Raw genomic sequence first — 16,784 nt, 5'->3', positions numbered from 1 at the left:
GGCGTTAACTGAGTTTTTTGCGATAGTACGAGTGGGCGGTATAGAGCGTGGCGGCGGGGTTGTTGCCCGTTACACGGTCTTTGGTGACCAGTGTTGTTACGTAGGCGTCAGAATATTTGTAGAAGAGGCTGTCGTGCCCCACACACAGGCCGATGACTACGTTCAGGTCGGTCTGGGCTTTGTTCAGCAGGCGTGCTTGCAGGATGGGGTTACACATGGCTGCACCGATGCTTTCGCACTGCTGTGGGATGCCGACTGATGATTTGGCCTGTCCGGCCACCTTGCAGACGACGGAATAGACCTCGAAGCCGTTTTCACGCAGGATGCGGGCAAAGATGCGCGCTTCGCTGACGAGGCCGATGCAGTTGGCGATGCCTATCTTGTGGGCGCCTATCTTACGGGCAAAATGCATGATTTCTTCCACACGCGTCCATTGGCAATAGCCTTCGTATTCGACTTCGGCACTGGCCACCATGATGTCGTGGTTACGTCCTTCGTCGTAACGCTCCAAGGCCCATTGCTGGTCGGCAGGGTCGAGGTGGGTAGTCAGACAGAAGTCAGGATAAGTCTTGGTCTTGTATTTACAGTTTTGGGTGCCGCAGTCCACGCACGAGGGCGGTGTGGTTCCTGTGTCGGACTTTACGCTTTCGACAGGCGTTGTGCTTTCGGCAGATGTCGCCTTGTCGGTTGTCGGCGGGGTGGTGGGATGCGTCTTTCGCTTGCCAAGTTTTTTTTCTCGCTCCCAGGCGGCTTTGCGTGCTTGGTATTGCTCGAATTGGTTTTCAAGATAGTTGTCAGCCATATATGTATTAAGTTTTTTAGTTTATCAGTTTATTCGTTTGTAAGTATATGAGTTTGTGAACCGTTGCTCTGTTCTCACTTGGAAACGTAAGTCTTACAAACGGCTTTTTCAGTGCGATTTGTTTTCTGCTTCTCTCTCCGAACAAGGCTGTGGAGGGTGAAAATCGCGTTTAGGGGCGCAAGTTACGAATTAATCTGTTCGGATGTATCGTTGCAGACTTGCTATTTTTCGTTCACGGGCGGTTCGGATAAAATAAGTACCTGCATGCGGACACCTTATCAGATTTTATTCGTATGTTTGTGTCTACCATTTGATTTTATTATAAGGAGGAAATACAGAAATGCTTGCATATACTTACATTGAGAAAGGCCGCTTCGCCTTAACCGAAAAACCGATTCCGCAATTGATTGATCCGCGCGATGTACTGGTGCGCGTTACCCTGGGAAGCATCTGCACCAGCGATTTGCATATTAAGCATGGCAGTGTGCCTCGCGCTGTGCCCGGTATCACCGTGGGGCACGAGATGGTAGGCATCGTCGAGCAAGTAGGCTCCGCTGTAAAGACGGTGAAGCCCGGCGACAGGGTGACGGTCAACGTAGAAACCTTCTGCGGCGAATGCTTCTTTTGCCGCCATGGCTATGTAAACAATTGCACCGATGCCAATGGCGGTTGGGCGTTGGGCTGTCGCATCGACGGTGGACAGGCCGAATACGTGCGTGTTCCCTATGCCGATCAAGGGCTGAACCGCATCCCCGACTCGGTGAGCGACGAACAGGCTCTTTTCGTGGGCGATATTCTGGCTACAGGCTATTGGGCAGCCCGCATATCCGAGATTAAGCCCGATGATACAGTGCTGCTTATCGGAGCAGGTCCGACGGGCATCTGCACCTTGCTTTGCGCCTTTTTGAAGCAGCCTCGGCGCATCATTGTCTGTGAGAAGTCGGCCGAAAGGAGACGCTTTGTCGAAGAACACTATCCTGATGTGTTGGTGACGGAACCCGACGCGTGTCAGGACTTTGTACTTGCACACAGCCTTCATGGAGGCGCCGATGTGGTAATAGAAGTAGCTGGTTCGGACGATAGCTTCCGCCTGGCATGGCAGTGCGCACGCCCCAATGCTGTGGTCACCGTCGTAGCCCTCTACGACCGTCCGCAGGTGCTTCCGCTGCCCGACATGTATGGTAAGAATCTGACTTTCAAGACAGGTGGAGTGGATGGATGCGATTGCGCCGAGATACTCCGTCTGATCGAACAGGGTAAGATAGATACCACACCGCTCATCACCCACCGTTTTCCGCTCTCCGACATTGAAGAAGCTTACCGCCTGTTCGAAAACCGTGCGGATGGAGTAATCAAGGTGGCCATTACCATGGAAGGAGGATGCCGATGAAGCCAAACATCATCCTGATGAATTTCACTCACGTTTACGAAGAAGAGAACTTCATAAAGAATCGCCGCTTCCGATGGATTGACTGCACCGACCTGAACGGTGTGGATTGCTATTGCGATGTCGATGCCCGTCGTCGGCTCGAAGAGAAGATAGCTTCGTTTTCGCCCGAGGGCATTCACTTTATCGATTCGGGCAACTATCACTATCTGAGCAAATTGTGGACGGATAAAATTCGTGAACCTTTCTCGTTGGTCGTTTTCGATCATCACCCCGACATGCAGCCTACATTGTTCGAGGATATGCTATCGTGTGGATCGTGGGTGAAGGATGTGCTCGAAACCAACTCTTTTCTGCATAAAGTGTTCATCGTGGGGGCTGCCGAACCGTTGGTCGAAGCCATGACGACGGGCTATGGCGACAAGGTGAAGTGTTATAGCGAAACCGACTTATCGCACGAAGAGGGCTGGAACCGTTTTTCGGAAGAACATGTCGATTGCCCCGTTTATATATCTGTCGATAAGGATGTGTTGAACGGAGCATCAGCCGCTACCAATTGGGATCAGGGCTCACTTACACTGGACGAACTCGAAAGTTTGCTGGGCATTATCCTGAAAAAAGAAGCCGTTGTAGGGGTGGATATTTGTGGCGAATGTTCTCGTTCGCTCAATTTCTTTGAAGAAAAAAGAGAACTCGCCATAAACGGAAAAGCCAATAGCGAGCTGCTGGCTTTGTTTCTGAAATCAGCCGAATCGCATGGATGCCGTAAACATGTTACATTTATGTCTCGTAAATGAGATTTTAAAAAGGCTTTGAATGCCGCTGTACCGTTTTGTAGGGGCGTTTGCGGATTGTTATCATTAGTTTTTTTAGTTAAAAAGCTATTTTTCAAAGAATAATATGTATTTTTGCGGGCACAATAAAGTTGAGATATAATGACATATATGACTAGAGAACTACTGACCCCCGATTATATTTTTGAAGCAAGTTGGGAGGTATGTAATAAAGTAGGTGGTATTTATACGGTTTTGTCGACAAGGGCAAATACTTTACAAAATAAGTTTCGTGACAGAGTGATCTTTATAGGGCCTGATTTCTGGCAGGGAAAGGAAAATCCCCTGTTTGTCGAATCAGACAATTTATGTGCGGCATGGAAAAAACATGCGACAGAGAAAGATCAGCTCGCAGTGCGTGTAGGCCGTTGGCAGATTCCTGGAGAACCGATTGTCATACTCGTTGACTTTCAGCCTTTTTATTCACAGAAGAATGAAATTTATACCGAAATGTGGAATCGCTATCAGGTTGATTCCCTGCATGCGTATGGCGATTATGACGAAGCGTCTATGTTTGCTTATGCAGCTGGCCGTGTTGTGGAAAGTTTTTATCGCTACAACCTGACGACAGCCGACAAGGTAGTTTTTCAGGCACACGAATGGATGACAGGCATGGGAGCCCTTTATCTGAAAACGGCTGTTCCTGAGATAGCAACCATTTTTACTACACACGCCACTTCGATAGGTCGCTCGATTGCAGGTAATGACAAACCGCTGTACGATTATCTCTTCGCTTACAACGGCGATCAGATGGCGGTCGAACTGAATATGCAATCCAAGCACTCCATCGAGAAGCAGACAGCCCACAACGTCGATTGCTTTACAACCGTCAGCGAGATAACCAATAACGAATGCCGCGAGTTGCTCGACAAGTCGGCCGATGTCATCCTGATGAACGGATTCGAAAACGATTTTGTTCCGAAGGGGGCTACTTTTACAGGTAAGCGCAAGCGCGCACGCGCCCTGATGCTGCGTGTGGCCAATTGTCTGTTGGGCGACAACCTGGACGATGATACACTGATTATCGGTACGAGCGGACGCTATGAATTTAAGAATAAGGGTATCAATGTCTTTCTGGAATCATTGAATCGCCTGAATCGTGATAAGAATCTGAAAAAGAAAGTACTGGCCTTTGTCAATGTGCCCGGATGGGTAGGCGATCCGCGCGAAGACCTTCAAGCCCGTTTGAAAAAGAAAGACGGCAAATACGATACTCCGCTCGAATGTCCCTTTATCACCCACTGGTTGAGGAACATGACGCACGATCAGGTGCTTGACATGTTGAAATATCTGGGCATGGGCAATCGGGTAGAAGATAAGGTAAAGGTTATCTTCGTGCCCTGCTATCTGGATGGAAAAGACGGTATCCTGAACAAACATTATTATGACGTCATTCTGGGCGAGGACCTCAGCGTCTATCCTTCGTATTACGAGCCGTGGGGATATACGCCGCTGGAGAGTGTGGCTTTCCATGTGCCCACCGTTACAACCGACCTTGCCGGCTTCGGGCTTTGGGTAAAAAGTTTGAAGAACCAGCATGGCATCGACGATGGCGTAGAAGTGTTGCATCGTTCGGACTATAATTATTCGGAAGTGGCCGACGGCATCAAAGATACCATATCGGCGTTCTCGGCTAAGACCGAATCCGAAATCAAAGAAATACGTAAAAGAGCAAGCCAGGTAGCCGAACAGGCTTTATGGAAGCACTTTATACAATATTATTATGAGGCTTATGACGTTGCCTTGCGCAATGCCATGAAGCGTCAGTTGGGTTAACGTAATTATTTATCAATCAAGTTATCATACAATGAAGATTAAAGTTAGTAATGTAAACACTCCGAATTGGAGGGAAGTGAATGTGAAATCTCATATTCCTGAAGAACTGGAGAAGTTGTCTGAATTGGCACGAAACATCTGGTGGTCGTGGAACTATGAAGCTACTGAGTTGTTTAAAGACCTTGATCCGGCTCTTTGGAAAGAAGTGGGACAAAATCCCGTTCTACTATTGGAACGTATGAGTTTTGCCAAACTTGAAGCATTGGCAAATGATAAAGTAATTCTTCGCAGATTGGAAGCGGTTTACTCCAAGTTCCGTACTTATATGGATGTAGAGCCGGACAAAAAACGTCCTTCTGTAGCCTATTTCAGTATGGAGTATGGTTTGAACCATGTTCTTAAAATATATTCAGGCGGTTTGGGTGTACTGGCCGGTGACTATCTGAAGGAAGCTTCGGACAGCAATATCGACTTGTGCGCGGTAGGTTTCCTCTATCGTTATGGCTATTTCACTCAGACACTGTCGATGGACGGCCAGCAGATTGCCAATTACGAGGCACAGAACTTCGGCCAGTTGCCTATCGACCGTGTGCTCGATGAAAACGGTCAGCAAGTAATTGTCGATGTACCTTATCTCGACTATTATGTACATGCTTATGTATGGAGAGTAAACGTAGGTCGTGTTTCTCTGTATCTGCTTGATACGGACAACGAAATGAATAGCGAGTTCGACCGTTCTATTACTCATCAGCTTTATGGTGGTGACTGGGAAAACCGTCTGAAACAGGAAATCCTGTTGGGTATCGGTGGTATCCTGACACTGAAGAAGTTGGGTATCAAGAAAGATATCTATCACTGCAACGAAGGACATGCTGCTCTTATCAATGTTCAGCGTATCTGCGACTATGTAGCCGAAGGACTGACTTACAACCAGGCTATCGAATTGGTTCGTGCTTCTTCGCTTTACACCGTTCATACACCTGTGCCTGCCGGTCACGATTATTTCGACGAAGGCTTGTTCGGTAAGTACATGGGAGGCTATCCTTCAAGAATGGGTATCACTTGGGATGAACTGATGGACTTGGGCCGCAACAATCCGGGCGACAAGGGCGAGCGCTTCTGTATGTCTATCTTTGCCTGCAACACTTCTCAGGAAGTCAACGGCGTAAGCTGGTTGCACGGAAAAGTATCGCAAGAAATGTTTGCACCTATCTGGAAGGGCTACTTCCCCGAAGAAATGCACGTAGGTTATGTAACCAACGGTGTACACTTCCCGACATGGAGTGCAACCGAGTGGAAACAGCTTTATGCTGCTCACTTCGACGAAAACTTCTGGTTCGACCAGTCGAATGCAAAGATCTGGGAAGCCATTTACAATGTGCCCGATGAAGAGATCTGGAAGACCCGCATGGGATTGAAGAACAAGCTGATTGACTACATCCGCCGTCAGTTCCGTGAAAGCTGGCTGAAGAATCAGGGTGATCCTTCTCGCATCGTATCTCTGCTCGACAAGATCAATCCGAATGCATTGCTGATTGGATTCGGTCGTCGTTTCGCTACTTACAAGCGTGCTCACCTGCTGTTCACCGACTTGGATCGTCTGGCCAAGATTGTGAACAACCCCGACTATCCTGTTCAGTTCCTCTTCACTGGTAAAGCTCACCCGCACGATGGTGCTGGCCAGGGATTGATCAAGAAGATTATCGAAATCTCTCGTCGCCCTGAGTTCTTGGGTAAGATCATCTTCCTTGAGAACTACGATATGCAATTGGCACGTCGTCTTATTTCGGGTGTTGACATTTGGTTGAATACACCAACTCGTCCGCTCGAAGCATCTGGTACATCTGGCGAAAAGGCATTGATGAATGGTGTAGTCAACTTCTCTGTACTCGACGGTTGGTGGCTCGAAGGCTATCGCGAAGGTGCTGGTTGGGCTTTGACCGAGAAACGTACTTATCAGAACCAGGAACATCAGGATCAGCTCGATGCTGCTACTATCTACAGTATCCTGGAAACTGAAATTCTGCCTTTGTACTATGCTCGCAACAAGAAGGGATATTCTGAAGGCTGGATCAAGACGATCAAGAATTCTATCGCTCAGGTTGCACCTCACTATACAATGAAGCGTCAGCTGGACGATTACTATAGCAAGTTCTACAATAAGGAAGCCAAACGTTTCCATTTGCTGGAAGCCAACGGTTATGCGAAAGCCAAGGAAATTGCCGCATGGAAAGAAACTGTGGCTGAAAAGTGGGATAGCATCGAGATTGTTTCGAGTGAAAAGTCTGAAGAAGTTAGACAAGGATCTATCGAAAGCGGTAAGGAATATACCATTACTTATGTAATAGATGAGAAAGGCTTGGACGACGCTATTGGTTTGGAATTGGTTACTACCTATACTGCAGCCGATGGTAAGCAGCACGTATACTCTGTAGAACCGTTCGAAGTAGTGAAGAAAGAAGGTAATCTCTATACTTTCCGTGTAAGTCACAAGTTGGAGAATGCTGGAAGCTTTAAGGTAGCATATCGTATGTTCCCCAAGAATCCGGATCTGCCTCATCGTCAAGATTTCTGTTACGTTCGTTGGTTTATCTGATACGAAGTAAACGATAATCAGGATTGGGGTTTCCTGTCCTGACAAAAGAATAGGCTGCGTCGGCAAAGTGTCAATGACAGATTTTGCTGATGCAGCCTTTTTTGTGTTCGGGTGTTTGTCGCAATGTTTCGGGCAGGTTGGTGTATGCGGGCAGTTTCTATTTTTTGTGTACTTTTTTAGTTTCTTCAAAATTTTATTTGTAAGTTTGTCAAATAAAAGAAGAATGATATGGATATTTCCGTTATATTCCAATTTTTGAAAGATTTGGCCGCAAACAATAATCGCGAATGGTTCAATGCGCACCGCGATTACTACGAGGCCGCCCGTAGCGAGTTCGATCATTTACTTTCTGCGGTTATCTCTCGGATTGCCCTGTTCGACGAGAGTGTCCGGTGTCTGGAGCCTAAAGACTGCACCTATCGGATTTATAGAGATACCCGTTTTTCGGAGGACAAGACTCCTTATAAGATACATTTTGGCGGGTATATCAATGCAAAAGGGAAAAAGTCTTATCATTGCGGATATTATGTGCATTTGCAGCCGGACAATTGTCTGCTGGCAGGAGGCAGTTATTGTTTGCCGTCGCCTTTGTTACGTGCTATAAGGCAGGCGGTGTACGACAATATGACAGAGTATCGCAGTATTGTAGAAGATCCTCTCTTCAAACAGTATTTTCCGGTTGTAGGAGAGACCTTCCTGAAAACCGCTCCCAAGGGTTTTCCGAAAGATTATCCTTATTTGAAGTATTTGCAATGCAAGGAATATACAGTGGCTTGTAGTCAGCCGGATCATTTCTTTCTTGAACCGGATTGTCTGGATCGCATCGATGATATTTTCAGGCAGATGAAGCGCTTTTCAGACTTTATAAACTATACAATCGATGAGTTCGAATATGAATAATGCTTATATGATAATAACCAACTAACATCTTAAAACTATGGTAATAGACAAATTGGAGCATATAGGAAAGTACGTCTCTCTGCATCCGTTGTTTGCACAGGTGGCAGAATTCTTGAAATCGTGCGATTTGAAGAATATGGAAGTCGGAAAAACAGAGTTGAAGGGTAAAGAGCTTTGGGTAAATGTGGCTCAGACACAGCCGAAAACTTCAGAGCAGGCCCGACTGGAAGCTCATCAGGAATATATAGACATTCAGATTCCTCTTTCAGGAGATGAAATCATGGGGTATACGCCGGTTCAGGATTGCCTTTCGGTAAGTACACCTTATAATGCGGAAAAGGATATTGTCTTCTTTGACGGTCCTGCCGAAAGCTATATTACTGTCAAGCCTGGCATGTTTGCCATCTTTTTCCCTCAGGATGGTCATGCTCCCGGCATCACACCCGATGGAGTGAAAAAAATTATTGTGAAAATAAAAGTCTGACTGTATAAAATCCTAAGATAGTATTTTATGGAAACATTGAACTTGATAAAGAATGACCCGTGGCTTGAACCTTATGCTGACGCTATCAATGGTCGTCATCAGCATGCCATAGACAAGGAAGCCGAACTGACCAACAAGGGAAAGAATACTTTGTCGGACTTCGCATCCGGTTATTTGTATTTTGGCTTGCATCGTACTGCCGACGGATGGGTATTTCGTGAGTGGGCTCCTAACGCAACTCAGATATTCTTAATCGGAACTTTCAATAATTGGAAAGAAGAAAAGAAATATAGCCTGAAGCGCAAGGCCAATGGTAATTGGGAAATCAAATTGCCTGCAAATGCCATGAAGCATGGCGACCTGTACAAAATGATGGTACATTGGGAAGGCGGTCAGGGCGAACGCATCCCTGCATGGGCTACACGTGTGGTGCAGGACGAACAGACAAAGATTTTCAGCGCACAGGTTTGGGCTCCCGAGAAACCGTATAAGATGAAGAAACGGGCATTTAAGCCTGTGAAAAATGTGCCTCTGTTGATTTACGAGTGCCACATCGGTATGGCTCAACGCGAGGAGAAGGTTGGCACTTATAAGGAATTTCAGGAAAATGTGCTTCCGCGTATAGCCAAGGATGGTTACAACTGCATTCAGATTATGGCTATTCAGGAGCATCCATACTATGGAAGCTTTGGCTATCATGTTTCCAGTTTCTTTGCTGCATCATCGCGTTTTGGTACGCCCGAAGAACTGAAGGAACTTATTGATACCGCTCACAGCATGGGCATCGCCGTAATCATGGATATTGTCCATTCTCATGCCGTAAAGAATGAGGTCGAGGGACTGGGTAATCTGGCAGGCGATCCCAATCAGTATTTCTATCCGGGCGATCGTCATGAGCATCCGGCTTGGGATTCGCTGTGTTTCGATTACGGAAAGAATGAAGTGCTTCATTTCCTTCTGTCTAATTGCAAATACTGGCTCGAAGAGTACCACTTCGACGGATTCCGTTTCGACGGAGTTACTTCCATGCTTTACTATAGTCATGGTTTGGGCGAAGCTTTCTGCAACTATGGCGACTACTTTAACGGACATCAGGATGATAATGCGATCTGCTATCTGACGCTTGCCAACCGACTGATTCATCAGGTCAATCCTTTGGCTATCACTATTGCTGAAGAAGTATCAGGTATGCCTGGTTTGGCAGCCAAGTACGAAGATGGCGGATATGGCTTCGATTATCGGATGGCCATGAATATCCCCGACTACTGGATAAAGACTATCAAGGAAAAGATTGATGAAGACTGGAAGCCTTCCAGCATGTTCTGGGAAGTAACCAATCGTCGTAGCGATGAAAAGACTATTTCGTATGTCGAAAGCCACGACCAGGCCTTGGTGGGCGACAAGACCATCATTTTCCGACTGATCGATTCGGATATGTATTGGCATATGCAGAAGGGTGACGAGAACTATCGCGTTCATCGCGGTATTGCCCTTCACAAGATGATTCGTTTGCTTACTGCTACTACCATCAATGGTGGTTATCTGAACTTTATGGGTAATGAGTTCGGCCATCCTGAATGGATCGATTTCCCACGCGAAGGTAACGGATGGTCGTGCAAGTATGCTCGCCGTCAGTGGGATTTGGTCGACAATCATAATCTGGCATATCACTATATGGGCGATTTTGATGTCGATATGTTGTCTGTCATCAAGGGAATGAAAAATTTCCAGGATACTCCTGTACAGGAAATCTGGCATAACGATGGCGATCAGATATTGGCTTATATGCGTAAGGATCTTGTGTTTGTTTTCAACTTCAATCCTAAACAGTCGTTCACCGATTATGGCTTCCTGGTACCTGCAGGTTCTTATGAAGTAGTTTTGAATACTGATAATCCTGCCTATGGTGGCTATGGGTTCAGTGACGATACCATTAAACATTTCACCATGCCCGATCCTCTTTATAAGAAAGAGAAGAAAGAGTGGCTGAAGTTGTATGTACCTGCGCGTACGGCAGTTGTATTGAAGAAAACAAAATAAGAAATACGAAACGTTTTGAGTAGCGTTTTAAGCAAGGAGGGTGTTTGTACATCCTCCTTTTTTGTCAGTGCCGATGCGTTTTCTTGCCGAATCGTACTTGAGCCCTAATTCAGGCAAGTGCTCGATGCGAGCCACACAAGTGTCTGAGGTGAGCTGCACAAGTGTTCAATAAATGGATTACAAGTGTCTGGCGGGGTAGGGGCTTGATGAGAGGAAACAGAAAAGGAAGCCTCAAAACTGTTTCCTGTATTTTGCAGACTTCCTTTCTCTGTGATTCCGTTGCGATTCGAACGCAAGACCCACGCCTTAGAAGGGCGTTGCTCTATCCAGCTGAGCTACGGAACCAGCCTTAATTGCGGTGCAAAGGTACGCTTTTTTATGAAATCTACAAATGTTTCTGGATAAAAATATTCAGATTTTGGTTTTTGGAGTACTTTCTTCACGAATTATATGAGAAATATGGCTATCTTTGACTCTATATCCTGATAAAATAACAAGAAACTAAAACTAAGATGGAAGAACAGCAAATACAGCTCAATGAGCATAATAAGGAGGAATTTCCTCCCATGCACACCTGTGAACACATTGTTAACCAGACAATGATTCGTCTGTTTGGTTGTGGTCGTTCTGTATCGGCGCACATTGAGCGCAAAAAGAGTAAATTGGATTACCGGCTGGAGCAGCGTCCGACGGAAGATGATGTGAAACGGTTGGAAGAGGCTGTGAACGAAGTGATACAATCGCATTTGCCCGTCACTACAGAGTTCATTTCACAACAAGAGGCAGAAGGCCGGTTCGATTTGAATCGCCTGCCCGACGATGCTTCATCGACAGTGCGTGTCGTTAAAGTAGGAGACTATGACGAATGTTTGTGCATAGGGAAGCATGTGGCTAACACGTCTGAAATAGGTGTTTTCAAGATTATCAGCCATGATTGGAATGAAGAAGACAAGCGTTGGAGGATTCGTTTTAAACTGACTTGAAATTAATGCTTTCTTTGAAGTAGTAGCAAAATGTCATAAAATCGGTAGAATAGTCATTAAATGGATGACATATTGTCAATGAATATGCTTTTTCTTTCTTGGCATATAGTTTGCAATATCTCTAGCGAACGACGGTTCAGAAACCGAGAGTGAAGCATTCGGGAGTGCTTCCGAAAGAAGTCGCTTGAAAGTGCGAAGCTTGAGATTTCGAGAATGGTTGTTCAGAATTAATTGGAATGTTAAACTAAACTATAGGAGATTACAACTATGATGCCTGTTAGAAGAAATCAAAATTGGTTACCGAGTATTTTTAATGACTTTTTTGATAACGATTGGATGGAAAAAGCAAATGCTACAGCTCCTGCAATCAACGTGTTCGAAACAGAGAAAGAATATAAAGTCGAGTTGGCTGCACCGGGTATGACAAAAGATGACTTCAATGTTCATATCGACGAAGATAACAATCTGGTTATCACAATGGAGAAGAAGAATGAGAGTAAGGAAGAGGATAAGAAGGAGGGACGTTACTTGCGTCGTGAGTTCTCTTACTCTAAATTCCAACAGACAATGATTCTGCCGGAAGATGTTGATAAGGAACAGATCGCTGCCCATGTAGAGAATGGCGTATTGAACATAGAATTGCCTAAATATACAGAGCAGGAGAAGGCAAAATCGAAAAGAGTGATCGATATTCATTAAGGTGCCGGTAATTTAATCGACCGCTTTTCATCAATGAAAGAAGCGGTTGGAATATAAATAGAGTGGCTGTTGATTCTGAGAAAGAAAGAATCGGCAGCCACTTTTTTTATTGTTTTCTTCTTGAATAGAGTTCTTAATAGCACTTTCAGTGTGGATGCTTACTCGTTTAGGCGTTTTATATCAGGGGTTTATGATTTGTATGGATGTGAAAATTTACGTTGTATAACGTTTGTTATAACAAACGTAAAAAACTCAAAAAAGTTAAAAAGGTTTTGATGGTTGCTTTCTGTCTGTTACTTTTGAGAAGTCGATTTAAAAACAACTAAAGCATATGAAAAAATTAATTTTATCTCTTGCACTTTGTTGTGCAGCTACAACTTTTTTTGCGCAGGAAGCTACTGATCCTGCAAAATTGATTAACGAAGGTAAAGCAGCTCTGGAAGCAAAGAACTATCAGGAAGCTTACACAAAATTCAGCACTTATCTGACGCAAACCAACAATCAAGACTCTGTAATCGCTTATAACTGTGGAGTTTGTGCCGACAAAATTAAAAAACCGGCAGAAGCCGTTAAGTATTTTGATATTGCCGTTCAGAAGAAATACAACTTGGCTAACGCTTACATTGGAAAAGCTGGTGCTTTGAAGGACTTGAAGAAAAACGATGAATATGTAGCTACTTTGAAAGAAGGTTTGGAAGCAGTTCCCGGAAATAAGACTTTGACCAAATTGTATTCCAATTATTATATCAATGCTGGTATTACCGCTCAAAAGGCTGGTAAGGTAGAAGAAGCCGAAGAAGCTTACAAGCAGGTTTTGGCTTTCCAGGGAAATAACGTAAACGCATTGTACAGCTTGGGTGCTTTGTATTTCAACAACGGTGCCACTATCCTGAAGAAAGCTACTCCGCTGGCAACTTCCGACCGTGCAAAATACGATGAAGAAGCAGCAAAAGCCGATAAGGACTTTAAGGAGGCTAAGACATATCTGGAAAAACTCGTTCCGCTGTTGTCTGCTGACAAACCGGCTCAAAAGAAGATGCTGGATAATGCAAATAACTTGTTGAAGCAGGTTGCTGAGCAATTGAAATAAGAATAGAATAGTTTAAATATTGGGCCCATGAGGTAAGAAGGGTACGTTCTTCTTGCTTGAATGGATTTGGGAAATATCCCGTTTGTTTGGTTGTATTCGTCTTTATTATGGCGTGTGCACCAAATAGACGGGATATTCTTTTAGGTATAAATAGTGCATAATCCCGAAAAATAGCCGAGTCCAAATATCATGAAAAGAGATTTTTTTTGTTTTATAGAACGTCATTGCAAAAGTGCTTTTTCCTGTTAAAATGTAAATAGCCTTGCCTGTTGGCTTACAGATTGAAATATGGTTTGCGCAAGGACGGAAAACTGGCTGTAAATGCGAATTAAAAGGATTTTAAAAAGCCTTTTGAGGCATTAAAAAAAGTAGCATAAATGTAATATAAATCTTGTTTTAATTAGTTATATTTGCAACTCGGAACATAAATTAATGTTTAATTAACACTATCTATTAACTAAAAGAAGGATTATGAGAAGAAATCTAATTCATTTCCTATTAGTTGCTGTGATGTCTGTGCTCAGCTCGTACGCGATGGCTCAGACTACAGTAAAAGGTCAACTTGTTGACGCAGAAACAGGTGAACCGTTAGTGGGAGCTGCCGTTATGGTAGAAGGTACTACGCAAGGTTCGGTAACCGACATTGACGGTTATTTCAAGCAAGGCGTTGCTCCGAATGCCACTTTGGTATTCAAGTATGTGGGTTACAAGGACCTGAAACAGAAAATCACACAGAAGGGCGCTTCTGTTGATTTGGGAGTTCTTAAAATGGAGTCAGATGCACAGATGTTAAGCGATGTTGTGATTACTTCTTCTATAGCTATAGCTCGTAAGACTCCGGTTGCTGTTTCCAGTGTCCCTATGAGTTTTATTGAGGAGAAATTGGGTACACAGGAGTTCCCTGAAGTATTAAAATCAACTCCAGGTGTGCATGCCAATAAGGCTGGCGGTGGCTATGGAGACTCGGAAATATATATGCGTGGCTTTGAAAATAGTAATATTGCGGTGATGGTGAACGGTGTGCCGATGAATGATATGGAGTGGGGCGGTATCTATTGGTCCAATTGGGCCGGTTTGACAGATGTTACCCGTACAATGCAAACTCAGCGTGGTTTGGGAGCCTCTAAGGTTTCTGCTCCTTCAGTTGGTGGTACCATCAATATTATAACTAAAGGTTTAGAGAGTAAACAAGGAGGGACGATCTCATATTCGGTTGGTAATGATGGAATGAACAAAATGTTGTTTAGTGCTTCGACCGGTGTCTCTAAGACCGGATGGTCAATGACTTTATTGGGTGCCAAGACTTGGGGTAATGGTTATGTACAAGGTACCGATTTCGAAGGTTATAATTACTTTTTGAGTATATCAAAACGTATTAACGATGAACATCAGTTGACATTGACAGCTTTTGGTGCTCCACAGAAACATTACCAGCGTAGTGGTGCAATGACCATTAAGGATTGGGAAATGGCAGAGAAAGTCTATGGTGTCAAAAACTATAAATATAACTCTACTTATGGTTTTGATAACAACGGTCAGCGACAGAGTGCTGAATACAATGTATATCACAAACCTCAAATAAGTCTGAACCACCAATGGCAGATAAACAGAAACTCTTCTTTGAGTACGGTTGCATATGTTTCTATTGGACGTGGATACGGTAATTCGGGTCAGGGAAATGAAGATTACGGATATTCTTATCGTGATTGGAACGGTGCTTATTATGGAGCGTTACAGACAAAATTCCGGAAAAGTGATGGTACGTTTGATTATGGAGCTATTCAGGATATCAATGCTGCCAGCGAGCATGGGTCTATGTTAGTGATGAGTCAGTCTAAAAACTATCATAACTGGTACGGATTGTTGTCTACTTATACTACTAAGTTTGGTGAATATATAGATTTTTATGGTGGGGTTGATTTCCGTTATTATAAGGGAACTCACACAAATGAAATCTCCGATTTGTTTGGAGGTAGTTACTTTATCGACTCTACACGTGGTGATGTTTATTCAGAGAACAATATCAATGCATCCAATCCTTCATGGCGTTATCAGAAGTTAGGTGTAGGTGATGTCGTTTATCGTGATTATGATGGATTCGTGATGCAGGAAGGTGCTTTCTTCCAAGCAGAATACAACCGTGACAAACTATCTACTTTTGTGGCTGGTTCTTTGTCTAATACGACTTATTGGCGTTATGACCGTTTCTATTATGATGAGGCACATGCTGAGTCTGATAAGGTGAGTTTCTTGGGCTTTACTGTAAAAGGAGGAGCAAATTACAACCTAACCGAGAATCATAATGTATTCTTCAATTTGGGGTATATAAGTCGTGCACCGAAATTCTCATATGGTGCATTTATGCAGGCTACAACCAGTCATGCCATTAATGAAAATGCGAAGAACGAAAAGGTACTTTCATTTGAGTTGGGTTATGGATTCCGCAACAGCTGGCTGACGGCTAATCTGAATGCCTATTATACGAAATGGATTGATAAGACCATGACCAAGAGTGGTACGTTGGATAATCAGATGGAGTATTACATGAATATGACTGGTGTTGACGCGCTTCATAAGGGAGTGGAACTGGATGTGAAGGTAAATCCGTTGGATTGGCTTGAATTATCTGGTATGTTGTCTATTGGTGACTGGAAATGGGATAGTAATGCTACCGGTTATGCATACGATGCACATGGTATTCCTTTAACAGCAAGTGGGGAGACTACTACTGTAGGTGCTGCTGATCATGCATATGCTTCTATCAATTTGAAGGGAGTTCGTGTTGGTGGTTCTGCGCAGACGACTGCTGCTTTGGGGGCTACGTTCAAGTTGAACAAGTCTATTCGCGTGGGTGCTGATTGGACTTACTATGGACGTAATTATGCTTATTATTCTTTGTCAGGAAGCAATCTTTCTTTGGGTAAAGAAGTAAGCGTGTTGGATCCGTGGAAGATCCCTGCTGCAAGTCAGATTGATATGAACGCTTCTTATCGATTTAAATTGGGTAAGTTAGATGCTGTACTCTCAGGTAACGTTAATAACCTGCTGAACTATCAGTATATATCGAAGGCTTATAATCCTAATACTATTTCATCTGCTTCATTGCAAGAAGCTACTGCCGACAATATATATTGTTACTATGCATTTGGGCGTACATACAGCTTGAGATTGAAAGTAAACTTCTAATTAGCTAA

At 44.1% G+C, this 16,784-nt stretch carries 12 protein-coding genes and 1 tRNA gene; 11 read left to right on the top strand and 2 right to left on the bottom strand.

Annotated elements, in window-relative coordinates:
• Positions 1-4 precede the first annotated feature (4 nt).
• On the bottom strand, positions 5-802 hold the full coding sequence (locus BQ5591_RS14550; protein WP_083380994.1) for a DUF1847 domain-containing protein: 798 nt from the start codon (positions 800-802) through the stop codon (positions 5-7).
• A 340-nt stretch (positions 803-1,142) separates the two neighbouring features.
• On the opposite strand from BQ5591_RS14550, the gene BQ5591_RS14545 reads away from it, so the two are divergent.
• From BQ5591_RS14545 to BQ5591_RS14515, 7 genes are all read left to right on the top strand, one after another.
• On the top strand, positions 1,143-2,192 hold the full coding sequence (locus BQ5591_RS14545; protein WP_071149899.1) for an alcohol dehydrogenase: 1,050 nt from the start codon (positions 1,143-1,145) through the stop codon (positions 2,190-2,192).
• Entirely contained in the window at positions 2,189-2,986 is a 798-nt protein-coding gene (locus BQ5591_RS14540; protein ID WP_071149898.1) for an arginase family protein, read from the top strand. Before BQ5591_RS14545 ends, BQ5591_RS14540 begins: the two co-directional genes overlap by 4 nt.
• 147 nt (positions 2,987-3,133) lie before the next feature.
• On the top strand, positions 3,134-4,798 hold the full coding sequence (locus BQ5591_RS14535; protein ID WP_071150745.1) for a glycogen/starch synthase: 1,665 nt from the start codon (positions 3,134-3,136) through the stop codon (positions 4,796-4,798).
• Between the two features lie 31 nt (positions 4,799-4,829).
• Positions 4,830-7,394: a glycosyltransferase family 1 protein gene (locus BQ5591_RS14530; protein ID WP_071149897.1), complete on the top strand. Its 2,565-nt coding sequence runs from the start codon at positions 4,830-4,832 to the stop codon at positions 7,392-7,394.
• A gap of 228 nt (positions 7,395-7,622) precedes the next feature.
• On the top strand, positions 7,623-8,294 hold the full coding sequence (locus tag BQ5591_RS14525; protein ID WP_071149896.1) for a DUF2461 domain-containing protein: 672 nt from the start codon (positions 7,623-7,625) through the stop codon (positions 8,292-8,294).
• A gap of 37 nt (positions 8,295-8,331) precedes the next feature.
• Positions 8,332-8,778 carry a NanQ anomerase/TabA/YiaL family protein gene (locus tag BQ5591_RS14520; RefSeq protein ID WP_022163031.1) on the top strand — a complete coding sequence of 149 codons (447 nt, stop codon included), beginning with the start codon at positions 8,332-8,334 and terminating at the stop codon, positions 8,776-8,778.
• Positions 8,779-8,805: 27 nt separating this feature from the next.
• The gene (locus BQ5591_RS14515; protein WP_071149895.1) at positions 8,806-10,818 is read left to right on the top strand and encodes an alpha amylase C-terminal domain-containing protein; all 2,013 of its coding nucleotides are present in this window, start codon (positions 8,806-8,808) and stop codon (positions 10,816-10,818) included.
• Positions 10,819-11,089: 271 nt separating this feature from the next.
• Here the strand turns inward: BQ5591_RS14515 and BQ5591_RS14510 are convergent.
• Positions 11,090-11,163, bottom strand: a tRNA-Arg gene (locus tag BQ5591_RS14510).
• Positions 11,164-11,330: 167 nt separating this feature from the next.
• Here BQ5591_RS14510 and BQ5591_RS14505 point away from each other — a divergent pair.
• From BQ5591_RS14505 to BQ5591_RS14490, 4 genes are all read left to right on the top strand, one after another.
• On the top strand, positions 11,331-11,801 hold the full coding sequence (locus BQ5591_RS14505) for an alanyl-tRNA editing protein (RefSeq protein WP_022163029.1): 471 nt from the start codon (positions 11,331-11,333) through the stop codon (positions 11,799-11,801).
• Positions 11,802-12,068: 267 nt separating this feature from the next.
• Positions 12,069-12,500, top strand: a complete 432-nt coding sequence (locus tag BQ5591_RS14500; RefSeq protein WP_205410643.1) for an Hsp20/alpha crystallin family protein — start codon at positions 12,069-12,071, stop codon at positions 12,498-12,500.
• A 331-nt stretch (positions 12,501-12,831) separates the two neighbouring features.
• On the top strand, positions 12,832-13,590 hold the full coding sequence (locus BQ5591_RS14495; protein WP_071149894.1) for a tetratricopeptide repeat protein: 759 nt from the start codon (positions 12,832-12,834) through the stop codon (positions 13,588-13,590).
• A gap of 471 nt (positions 13,591-14,061) precedes the next feature.
• Positions 14,062-16,776, top strand: coding sequence for a TonB-dependent receptor (locus BQ5591_RS14490; protein ID WP_071149893.1), 2,715 nt, complete (start codon positions 14,062-14,064; stop codon positions 16,774-16,776).
• Positions 16,777-16,784 lie beyond the last annotated feature (8 nt).

This window comes from Bacteroides ndongoniae (genome assembly GCF_900108345.1).
GTDB classification, from domain to species: Bacteria; Bacteroidota; Bacteroidia; order Bacteroidales; family Bacteroidaceae; genus Bacteroides; species Bacteroides ndongoniae.
Note: the sequence above shows the minus strand (reverse complement) of the source record. Positions and strands in the feature narration are given on the sequence as shown.

Bases quoted from the DNA above. Each gene is read 5' to 3' on its own strand.
- BQ5591_RS14495 (WP_071149894.1), top strand. From the start codon at position 12,832: ATGAAAAAATTAATTTTATCTCTTGCACTTTGTTGTGCAGCTACAACT.
- BQ5591_RS14525 (WP_071149896.1), top strand. From the start codon at position 7,623: ATGGATATTTCCGTTATATTCCAATTTTTGAAAGATTTGGCCGCAAAC.
- BQ5591_RS14545 (WP_071149899.1), top strand. From the start codon at position 1,143: ATGCTTGCATATACTTACATTGAGAAAGGCCGCTTCGCCTTAACCGAA.
- BQ5591_RS14520 (WP_022163031.1), top strand. From the start codon at position 8,332: ATGGTAATAGACAAATTGGAGCATATAGGAAAGTACGTCTCTCTGCAT.
- BQ5591_RS14515 (WP_071149895.1), top strand. From the start codon at position 8,806: ATGGAAACATTGAACTTGATAAAGAATGACCCGTGGCTTGAACCTTAT.
- BQ5591_RS14505 (WP_022163029.1), top strand. From the start codon at position 11,331: ATGGAAGAACAGCAAATACAGCTCAATGAGCATAATAAGGAGGAATTT.
- BQ5591_RS14540 (WP_071149898.1), top strand. From the start codon at position 2,189: ATGAAGCCAAACATCATCCTGATGAATTTCACTCACGTTTACGAAGAA.
- BQ5591_RS14550 (WP_083380994.1), bottom strand. From the start codon at position 802: ATGGCTGACAACTATCTTGAAAACCAATTCGAGCAATACCAAGCACGC.
- BQ5591_RS14535 (WP_071150745.1), top strand. From the start codon at position 3,134: ATGACTAGAGAACTACTGACCCCCGATTATATTTTTGAAGCAAGTTGG.
- BQ5591_RS14500 (WP_205410643.1), top strand. From the start codon at position 12,069: ATGATGCCTGTTAGAAGAAATCAAAATTGGTTACCGAGTATTTTTAAT.
- BQ5591_RS14530 (WP_071149897.1), top strand. From the start codon at position 4,830: ATGAAGATTAAAGTTAGTAATGTAAACACTCCGAATTGGAGGGAAGTG.
- BQ5591_RS14490 (WP_071149893.1), top strand. From the start codon at position 14,062: ATGAGAAGAAATCTAATTCATTTCCTATTAGTTGCTGTGATGTCTGTG.